Source organism: Neobacillus sp. NPDC058068, assembly GCF_042885335.1.
Lineage (GTDB): Bacteria > Bacillota > Bacilli > Bacillales > Cytobacillaceae > Neobacillus.
On the sequence record NZ_JBHVSI010000008.1, the window covers coordinates 133,052 to 141,423 of the forward strand.

At 42.9% G+C, this 8,372-nt stretch carries 10 protein-coding genes and 1 other annotated feature; of the genes, 2 read left to right on the forward strand and 8 right to left on the reverse strand.

Annotation, left to right across the window (positions count from 1 at the left end; genetic code table 11):
- Nucleotides 1-19 precede the first annotated feature (19 nt).
- Both ACFVSW_RS11390 and ACFVSW_RS11395 read left to right on the forward strand, forming a co-directional pair.
- Nucleotides 20-1,162 (forward strand): IscS subfamily cysteine desulfurase, encoded by a 1,143-nt coding sequence (locus ACFVSW_RS11390; RefSeq protein ID WP_387315861.1) that lies wholly within the window; start codon nucleotides 20-22, stop codon nucleotides 1,160-1,162.
- A 33-nt stretch (nucleotides 1,163-1,195) separates the two neighbouring features.
- Nucleotides 1,196-1,732: a transcription repressor NadR gene (locus ACFVSW_RS11395; protein WP_387315864.1), complete on the forward strand. Its 537-nt coding sequence runs from the start codon at nucleotides 1,196-1,198 to the stop codon at nucleotides 1,730-1,732.
- Nucleotides 1,733-1,790: 58 nt separating this feature from the next.
- Here the strand turns inward: ACFVSW_RS11395 and pheA are convergent, their stop codons facing one another.
- From pheA to ACFVSW_RS11435, 8 genes are all read right to left on the reverse strand, one after another.
- Nucleotides 1,791-2,636, reverse strand: coding sequence for a prephenate dehydratase (gene pheA, locus ACFVSW_RS11400; protein WP_387315866.1), 846 nt, complete (start codon nucleotides 2,634-2,636; stop codon nucleotides 1,791-1,793).
- Between the two features lie 168 nt (nucleotides 2,637-2,804).
- A complete protein-coding gene (locus ACFVSW_RS11405) occupies nucleotides 2,805-3,260 on the reverse strand; it encodes an ACT domain-containing protein (RefSeq protein ID WP_387315868.1) in 456 nt (151 codons plus the stop codon).
- Between the two features lie 21 nt (nucleotides 3,261-3,281).
- Nucleotides 3,282-4,571, reverse strand: coding sequence for a GTPase ObgE (gene obgE / locus ACFVSW_RS11410; protein ID WP_387315870.1), 1,290 nt, complete (start codon nucleotides 4,569-4,571; stop codon nucleotides 3,282-3,284).
- A gap of 29 nt (nucleotides 4,572-4,600) precedes the next feature.
- Nucleotides 4,601-5,140, reverse strand: coding sequence for a Spo0B C-terminal domain-containing protein (locus tag ACFVSW_RS11415; RefSeq protein ID WP_387315873.1), 540 nt, complete (start codon nucleotides 5,138-5,140; stop codon nucleotides 4,601-4,603).
- Between the two features lie 199 nt (nucleotides 5,141-5,339).
- A complete protein-coding gene (rpmA, locus tag ACFVSW_RS11420) occupies nucleotides 5,340-5,633 on the reverse strand; it encodes a 50S ribosomal protein L27 (protein ID WP_024027459.1) in 294 nt (97 codons plus the stop codon).
- Nucleotides 5,634-5,645: 12 nt separating this feature from the next.
- Nucleotides 5,646-5,978 (reverse strand): ribosomal-processing cysteine protease Prp, encoded by a 333-nt coding sequence (locus ACFVSW_RS11425; RefSeq protein WP_387315877.1) that lies wholly within the window; start codon nucleotides 5,976-5,978, stop codon nucleotides 5,646-5,648.
- Between the two features lie 15 nt (nucleotides 5,979-5,993).
- The gene (gene rplU, locus ACFVSW_RS11430; protein WP_387315879.1) at nucleotides 5,994-6,302 is read right to left on the reverse strand and encodes a 50S ribosomal protein L21; all 309 of its coding nucleotides are present in this window, start codon (nucleotides 6,300-6,302) and stop codon (nucleotides 5,994-5,996) included.
- A gap of 13 nt (nucleotides 6,303-6,315) precedes the next feature.
- Nucleotides 6,316-6,398: a sequence feature (ribosomal protein L21 leader region), on the reverse strand.
- Nucleotides 6,399-6,434: 36 nt separating this feature from the next.
- Complete coding sequence (locus tag ACFVSW_RS11435) at nucleotides 6,435-7,895, reverse strand: Rne/Rng family ribonuclease (protein ID WP_387315882.1); 1,461 nt, start codon at nucleotides 7,893-7,895, stop codon at nucleotides 6,435-6,437.
- Between the last annotated feature and the right edge of the window lie 477 nt (nucleotides 7,896-8,372).

Genomic DNA, 8,372 nt, shown 5'->3' on the forward strand with positions numbered 1-8,372 from the left:
ACAATACTGGAGAATCGTGATGAACTATTTTGATTATGCTGCTACAACTCCATTAGATAAGGAAGCGGCTGAAGTTTACGTGAAAGTGGCGACTGAATACTTTGGAAATTCGAGCAGCCTTCACGATATTGGCGGGCAGGCTCACGTCTTACTGGAAAACTGCCGCGAAGAATTGGCTGCCCTTTTAGGGATAGATAAGGACGGACTGTTTTTTACAAGCGGTGGCTCAGAAAGTAATTTTCTGGCGATCGAAGCACTTTTGTCTTCGCCTAAAAAACAGGGGAACCATATTATTACCGGCATGGCAGAACACTCCTCCATCCATGGTGTCCTTAATCGATTAACGAATTATGATATTACGTTTCTTCCGCTTAATTCATTAGGGCTCATTGACGAAGAGGAATTATTAGCTGCTATCACGCCAGAAACGGTAATAATTTCGATTCAACATGTCAATTCTGAAATTGGGACCATCCAGCCAATTAAATCAATCGCGCAAATTTGTAAAGCACAAAACATTCATTTTCATAGTGATTTTGTCCAATCTTTTGGAAAAATCGAGCTAAGCGGCATCGCCCCCTTAGTCAGCAGCTTTTCTTTTTCCGGTCATAAAATATATGGGCCAAAGGGGATTGGCGGCGTTTATATCCATCCGGCCATATCCTGGAGCCCATTTTTCCCAGGGGGGTCACATGAAAAAGGCTTTCGGCCCGGTACGATGAACGTCCCTGCGATTGCGTCAATGACTGCGGCGGCACAAAAAATCAATCGTGACCTGGCTGACGCTTATCATAAATATCAATTAATGCGTAAAACGTTTATTGAGGCTCTTAATCCAATAAAAGATTGGGTGAAAATCTATCAGGCTAACGATGACGCTCAGCTTCCAAGTATCATTGGTCTAGGCATCTCAGGAATCGAGGGGCAATGGATGATGTTGGAAGCAAATCGTTTAGGTTTCGCGATTTCAACCGGAAGCGCTTGTCAGATTGGCATGCAAACCCCGGCAAAGGTCACACAAGCGTTAGGCTTAAATAAACAAGAAGCAAAGGAATTTATCCGTATCTCATTTGGAAATTCCACTACAATGGAAGATGTTATTCGTCTAGGGGAAACGATTATTGAAATCGCAAAGCAATATAAAAACGCGGATTTGTGCTAGAATAGAAAAACAGATGAAATCAGGAGGTTGAATATGGCTGAACAAAAAAAAATATTAGGAGAGGAAAGGAGATCGTTCATTTTACAACTGCTTAAGGACAGTTCTGAACCTCTTACAGGCGGCGAGCTAGCAACTAGGACGAATGTAAGCAGACAAGTTATCGTCGGTGATATTACCCTGCTTAAAGCGAAAAATGAGCCGATTATCGCAACGAGTCAAGGATATATGTACTTAAAGCAAAACAGTGGCACTCCAACTTTCGAAAGGACGATTGCCTCCCGCCATACACCTGAGGATACAGCGAAAGAACTTAATTTGCTTGTTGACCATGGTGTATTGGTGAAGGATGTAAAAATTGAACACTCGGTATATGGCGATTTGACAGCATCGATTATGGTTTCAAATCGACAAGAAGTGAAACAATTTTTGGAAAATATTCAAAACACAAAAGCCTCGTTATTATCGGAGTTAACAGGCGGCATCCACCTCCATACCATTTCAGCATCCAGCACGAAAGTTTTGGATAAAGCGGAAGCAGCATTAAAGGATGAGGGATTTTTGATTGAATAGTGCAGAGGATGTCGTCAAAGGGCCAGAGCCTTTGACGATATCCTCTTTTTTCCTTGTATCACACCATTACCGATGGATAGCTCCCCAGCACTTTCACACCGCATCCCAAGGCCTCCAGCTCGGCAATTGCTCCAGGAATCAAAACCTCATCAAGCTTCATTTCCAAGTCAATAATGAAAAAGTAATTGCCAATTCCCGTTTTCATTGGCCTTGATTCAATTTTTGATAGGTTTATTTTTCGCCAAGCAAACGCAGATAGCACTTGATGAAGCGCCCCGGCCATGTCCGATGGCAGTGTAACCATGAGCGTCGTTTTGTAATGCGATGAACCACTAATCGACGCAAAATCCAAGTCCATTTCGGACAGAACGAAAAAGCTGGTATGGTTGTAATCAAAATCGTGAATACCCTTTTGAACGATAGCAAGCCCATACTCCTGCGCCGCCAATTCATTGGCAATCGCTGCTAATTTCGTTTCAGGCTGCTCCATCACCATCTTTGCCGCCGCAGCTGTCGATGATACACTCTCGACTTGGACCCCTTTTAATTGAGTATGCAAAAACTTATGGCACTGGGCAATCGCGTGAGAATGGCTGTAAACCGCGCTTACGTTCCGCCAATCATCTTGATTCGCCGGGTGAACCATTAGATGCTGCTTGATTGGCAGCGTAATTGCGCCAACGATTGGAATTTGCACGACGTGAGTTAAATAATCTAGGGTAATATTTACTGAACCTTCCAGGGCATTTTCAACCGGAACAACGGCAAGATTTACTTTTTTATCTACTAAGGCATCCATACTTTCCGGAATCGTCTGATATGGCTCAAGTTCAAATCCTGGAAAAACCTTTTTCACTGCTAATTCCGTAAACGTAGCCTTTGGCCCCAAAAAACCAACTTTCATTCCTTCCCAACTCCTTATACTCGCCAAACATTTTCGCTTTTGCACAGCGAAGCCCCTTTTCCAACTGAGCGAGCGCTTGTTCAGCATAAAAACTATTTTTCGAAATTTTGCGTCTAATCATTGTAAAAAGAAAGCCGAGAACAGCCTTCATAATGAACAAACCGTTCATTATGCACCCGTTCCCAGCACTTCTACCTTCTCGACAAATTCAAGCTTTTTTAGGTTCGCGAGTAATTGGTCAATTTCCACCGTCATATTTGACGTGTTTAAAGACAATGTCACATTTGCTCTGCCTTGCAATGGAATCGTTTGGTGGATGGTTAACACATTTCCCCCAGACGAAGCAACGACACTTAACAATTTAGACAGTGTCCCCGAGCGATCTTCCAAATGAAAGAAAAGCGAAACCAACTTTTCCTTCGTAATCGATGAAAACGGAAAAACAGTGTCCTTGTATTTATAATAAGCACTTCTGCTTAAATCAACCATTTGTGTAGCGACGGCAATGGATTCTGCCTTGCCTCTTTCCAGCATATCCTTCACTTCAATCGTCTTCTTCATTGCTTCCGGCAAAACATCCTCACGAACCAAGTAATATTTCTTATCTGCATTATCCACTTTCATCACACTACCTCTTCAGGAACACTACTCAATAAACTCAAATTCGAATTCTAATAGTTTTACGATATCCCCGTCTGTTGCTCCTTTTTGTCTTAGCGCATCATCGACCCCAAGCCCGCGAAGCTGACGAGAGAAACGGCGGACGGATTCTTCCCTTGAAAAGTCGGTCATCTTAAATAGCTTTTCGACCTTTTCACCTGAGACCACAAACGAGCCATTCGGTTCTCTTGTTATCGTAAATGCCTCTGGGTCTGCTTCATGCTTATAGAGAACGCGATGAACCCCTGTTTCCTCTACTTCATGTTCAAGCGGGAACTCCGATGTCGTCTCAAGCTTATCAGCAACCGCATATAACAGCTCACGAAGCCCTTTTCTCGTAACAGCGGAAATTGGAAAAATCGGAAAATCCTCTTCAAGCTGTTCTTTAAACTTTTGCAGATTTTCTTCTGCTTCAGGCATATCCATTTTATTTGCTACGATTATTTGCGGCCGCTCTGTTAAGCGCAGATTATATTCATTTAATTCCTTATTTATTGTCAGGTAATCCTCGAATGGATCCCTGCCTTCCATCGCTGCCATATCAATAACGTGGACAATAACTCGTGTCCGTTCAATATGCCGTAGGAATTGATGTCCTAGACCAACACCTTCACTGGCCCCTTCAATCAATCCAGGAAGATCGGCCATGACAAAGCTCCGCCCATCCTCTGTTTCTACCATGCCAAGATTAGGAACAATCGTGGTAAAATGATACTCAGCAATTTTCGGCTTCGCAGAAGAAACAACCGACAACAGTGTCGATTTCCCCACACTCGGGAATCCCACAAGACCAACATCTGCCAAGAGCTTTAATTCTAGCATTACATCACGCTCTTGTCCTGGTTCACCATTTTCAGCAATCTCAGGTGCCGGATTTGCCGGTGTCGCAAACCGAGTATTTCCGCGCCCGCCGCGTCCGCCTTTCGCAATGACAGCCTGCTGTCCATTCTCTACTAAATCAGCAATGACTTCATTCGTTTCCGCATCCGTTACAACCGTTCCGGGCGGTACTTTAACGATCATATCTTTAGCACCGCGGCCATGCTGCCCCTTGGACATGCCATGCTCACCACGATCAGCCTTGAAATGGCGCTGATAACGGAAATCCATCAGCGTCCTTAAACCTTCAGCTACTTCAAAGATAACATTGGCACCCTTACCGCCGTCACCACCGGCTGGACCGCCCTTTGGTACATATTTTTCACGGCGAAACGCAACCATCCCATTACCGCCGTCTCCGCCTTTTACATAAATCTTCGTTTGATCGACAAACATCTTATTCCTCCCATTTGCACTGATTGCCACTATTTTAAAACAGGCAGAAACACTTCTAGTGCAAGTTCACTTTCGCTGAAATCATTGACCGCCAGATCCAAGGATTGTTCTTGGTCGGCAAGAAATTGATCCAGCAGTTCCTTATGTTTTATTATCCCGCTAAAATCAAAAAAGAAACGAATACCGTTTAATTGCGGTTCAATTGTGATAGATAAATGATTTTCTTGGAAAGCCTCAATTGCCTGATTCAAGCATGTAAAAAATGAATTTGTCCAATCTGTCAGGACTGCATCATCAACTTTTATCGTTTCCGAGTCGAGAAGCACTTCATACTCAAGCTTAAAGAAAGGATTCTCCCAATTCGATTTAAGCAGCAGCGAAGCAAACAAAGGTATATGTAAATTCGATAGCTTTGTCTCATGCTGGGCTTCAATTACAATTTCATCAATGACTGCTTTTGCCCGGTCAACCCGATTTAAATCGAGGTTGCCCTTTATTAACTGGAGTCTGTTTAACCAATCATGTCGTGAGTGCCGCAGCACTTCAACGATATCCCATTCTTTCCCCATACGTACACTCCCACATTAAGTGATGCTGTTAGTATATCAAAAAAACAAACATGAGTAAGCATTTTTATCCAAATGACGTGTTTTAGAGGAAAAAAAGAAGCTATAACGAAGTAGTTCCCTAGAAGAAATGAATGGAAGGTATTATTCGTTAGCAAAAAGAAAACTCTAACCAATCAGGTTAGAGTTTCCGATGCAGTTCTTAAGCTTCTTGAGCTACTGGATAAACGCTCACTTGTTTACGGTCACGACCTAAACGTTCGAATTTTACAACGCCGTCGATTTTTGCAAAAAGAGTGTCATCTCCGCCGCGGCCTACATTTTCACCTGGATAAATCTTTGTACCGCGTTGACGGTAAAGGATTGAACCACCAGTTACAAATTGTCCGTCTGCACGCTTAGCACCAAGGCGCTTTGAGATAGAGTCACGTCCGTTCTTTGTAGAACCTACTCCCTTTTTAGATGCAAACAACTGAAGATCTAATTTTAATAACATTTATTCCACCTCCTACTTTTTGAAGGTTATTTTTATGTGCTTACCGTATTGTTCTTCAATCGATCGTAATGAAACAGCCATTGCTTCAAGGATAAGCTGAATTTTCTCGTTAGTGTCTTCGGGAAGTTCTTCCGGAACAACACAGCGAAGGAATCCATCTGCCCGATGTTCAAGGTCGGGAGTGATACCAGTCAGTTCGTGCACTGCGTTGATGGCACCAACGGAGACGGCAGATACGCCTGCACAAACGATATCTTTTCCCCGGTCTTCGAACAACGCATGACCGCTTATTTCAAAGGATTGAATCAATCCGGATTTAGTACGGGTAATCGTAATTCCAATCATCTATACTCCAACACCTTACGCGTTGATTTTTTCGATGACTACTTTTGTGTAAGGTTGACGATGACCTTGCTTCTTACGGTTGTTTTTCTTCGCTTTGTACTTGAAAACAACGATTTTCTTCGCACGGCCTTGTTTTTCAACTTTAGCTGTAACAGTAGCGCCTGCAACAACAGGGCTTCCAACTTTTACAGTTTCACCGCCAACGAAAAGAACCTTGTCAAAAGTAACTGTTTCACCAGCCTCAACATCTAATTTTTCGATGTAGATAGCTTGGCCTTCTTCGACTTTCAGTTGTTTACCGCCAGTTTCGATAATTGCGTACATGAACTGCACCTCCTTATAAACTCAGACTCGCCATCCCCAGGCGTCTTGCGAAAATCGCAAAAGCTTACTACCTGTTCTGTGCGGTTGTAGCACGGGTGCGCTACAAACATAACATTAGAATACTAACATAGTTCAAGGAAGAGTGTCAATAGCCTTTAGGGAGATATCACGTTCCTCGCCGAATTGTTTCAGAATATAGTATGGTTTTGCTGCTGCTTGGATGGAAAAATAAAGTTTGAGATTCAGCATGCCTGTTAACGTTTCTTTATGGGCTTCATTCGGTCCGAGCAGCGCCGCTTTTACCTCATCGGTTGTTTCGACGAGAATTGCCTCGAATTCACCATAGCGATGCTCGAACAGCTCCCGCTCAAGCCGAAACGCGATTGTTTCTGCACTAAGAACGCGGCCGGTCCCGTCGCAGACAGGGCATTTCGTTTGAAGCGCCTCTGACAGTGCAACCTTTGTCCTTTTTCGTGTTAGTTGCAGGATTCCCAGCGGCGTAAAACCAATGATTTTCGTTCTTTTTTCATCTTTTGCTAATTCGGCCGTGATGGTGTCGAGAATCGCCTGTTTGTCCTGCTCCCGTTTCATGTCTATAAAATCAATCAGGACAATGCCGCCGATATCGCGAAGTCTGAGCTGCCTGATGATTTCTTGGGCTGCGAGCTGATTTGTTTTCAGGACCGTATCCTGATAATCGGTTTTCCCGGAAAATTTCCCTGTATTCACATCGATAATGGTGAGAGCTTCCGTTTCATCAAAAATAAGATAGGCACCGTGATCGAGCCAGACAATCCTTTTTAGCGCTTTGTCAATTTCATGCTCCACTTTATTTGCTGAAAAAATATTCTCTTTTCCATTGTAGTACGTGTGTTTCACCTTGGGGTTAACCTGCTCAAGTATTTTTTTTAGCCCTAGATCATCGACAATGACTTCGCCAGACTTCATTTTCGATGTTTGGGTTGAAATCATCTCGATAAAGGTATCTTTTTGAAAAATTAATCCCGGCTTTTTGGGGATTTTCTCTAAGAGTTCCTCGTATTGCCCTCTTAATGTTTGCAGCTCATCGTGAATTTCTTCTTCCGTACTTGAAATGCTTGATGTCCGAAAAATGATCCCTTCTTCTTCCATTTTGAGACGGCCGCCAAGGCGGCGAAGGGTAGTCTGTTTAGACTCATTAGCGATTTTTTTTGAAACGGCAACATAACGTCCCTTGGGCATATATATGAGATTGTTTCCTTGAATTTCGATAATACCCGTTACTTTCGGTCCCTTTGTGCCGGTTGCATCCTTATCCACCTGCACGAGCATCTTTTCGCCCTGATGAACACAGCTAGTAACGTTCTTTTGTTTTTCGGAAGAGAGCACATAGGATGGCAGGTTATCACGATGCAAATAGGCATTCTTGTCTTCGCCAATATCAATGAATACAGCATTCATCCCCGGCAACACCTTTGTCACCGTACCAAAATAAATATTACCGACCAGCGAGCGATGTTCTGGTCGTTCAAAAACGATTTGTTCAACGCGATTGTTTCTGAGATAAGCAAACCGCTTTTCGCGTGCCATGTAATTGACTATTAATGTTTCCAAACTTAGCGTCCTCTCTTGCTTTTTGTTATTTGTTTTTTAGAATTACCTATTTAATGGGTAAAACTGAGTGGATTTTGATATGGGATTTTCTTAAGGGGCGTTGTTAAGGACAAAACTAGCACGATTTTGGTTTGAAATGTCTTTAAGAGGTCTTATTAAGGACAAAACCGACTGGATCTTGATTCGAAATGTCTTTAAGAGGTCTTATCAAGGACAAAAAAGAGTGGATTTTCATTCGAAATGTCCTTAAGAGACCCTATTTAGGACAAAACCAGCACGATTTGTCCTTCAGCACCTTCACGAAAGACAATTACCTCTTATTTTTCACCCGAAATGTCCTTCGGAACCTTCACGAAGGACATTTACCTCTTATTTTTCACTCGAAATGTCCTTCGGAACCTTCACGAAGGACATTTACCTCTTATTTTTCACTCGAAATGTCCTTCGGAACCTTCACGAAGGACATTTACCTCTTAC

What these genes read in the sequence shown, in the direction of transcription:
- ACFVSW_RS11390 (WP_387315861.1), top strand. Translation starts at nt 20, where the DNA reads ATGAACTATTTTGATTATGCTGCTACAACTCCATTAGATAAGGAAGCG.
- ACFVSW_RS11395 (WP_387315864.1), top strand. Translation starts at nt 1,196, where the DNA reads ATGGCTGAACAAAAAAAAATATTAGGAGAGGAAAGGAGATCGTTCATT.
- pheA (WP_387315866.1), bottom strand. Translation starts at nt 2,636, where the DNA reads ATGAAAGTTGGTTTTTTGGGGCCAAAGGCTACGTTTACGGAATTAGCA.
- ACFVSW_RS11405 (WP_387315868.1), bottom strand. Translation starts at nt 3,260, where the DNA reads ATGAAAGTGGATAATGCAGATAAGAAATATTACTTGGTTCGTGAGGAT.
- obgE (WP_387315870.1), bottom strand. Translation starts at nt 4,571, where the DNA reads ATGTTTGTCGATCAAACGAAGATTTATGTAAAAGGCGGAGACGGCGGT.
- ACFVSW_RS11415 (WP_387315873.1), bottom strand. Translation starts at nt 5,140, where the DNA reads ATGGGGAAAGAATGGGATATCGTTGAAGTGCTGCGGCACTCACGACAT.
- rpmA (WP_024027459.1), bottom strand. Translation starts at nt 5,633, where the DNA reads ATGTTATTAAAATTAGATCTTCAGTTGTTTGCATCTAAAAAGGGAGTA.
- ACFVSW_RS11425 (WP_387315877.1), bottom strand. Translation starts at nt 5,978, where the DNA reads ATGATTGGAATTACGATTACCCGTACTAAATCCGGATTGATTCAATCC.
- rplU (WP_387315879.1), bottom strand. Translation starts at nt 6,302, where the DNA reads ATGTACGCAATTATCGAAACTGGCGGTAAACAACTGAAAGTCGAAGAA.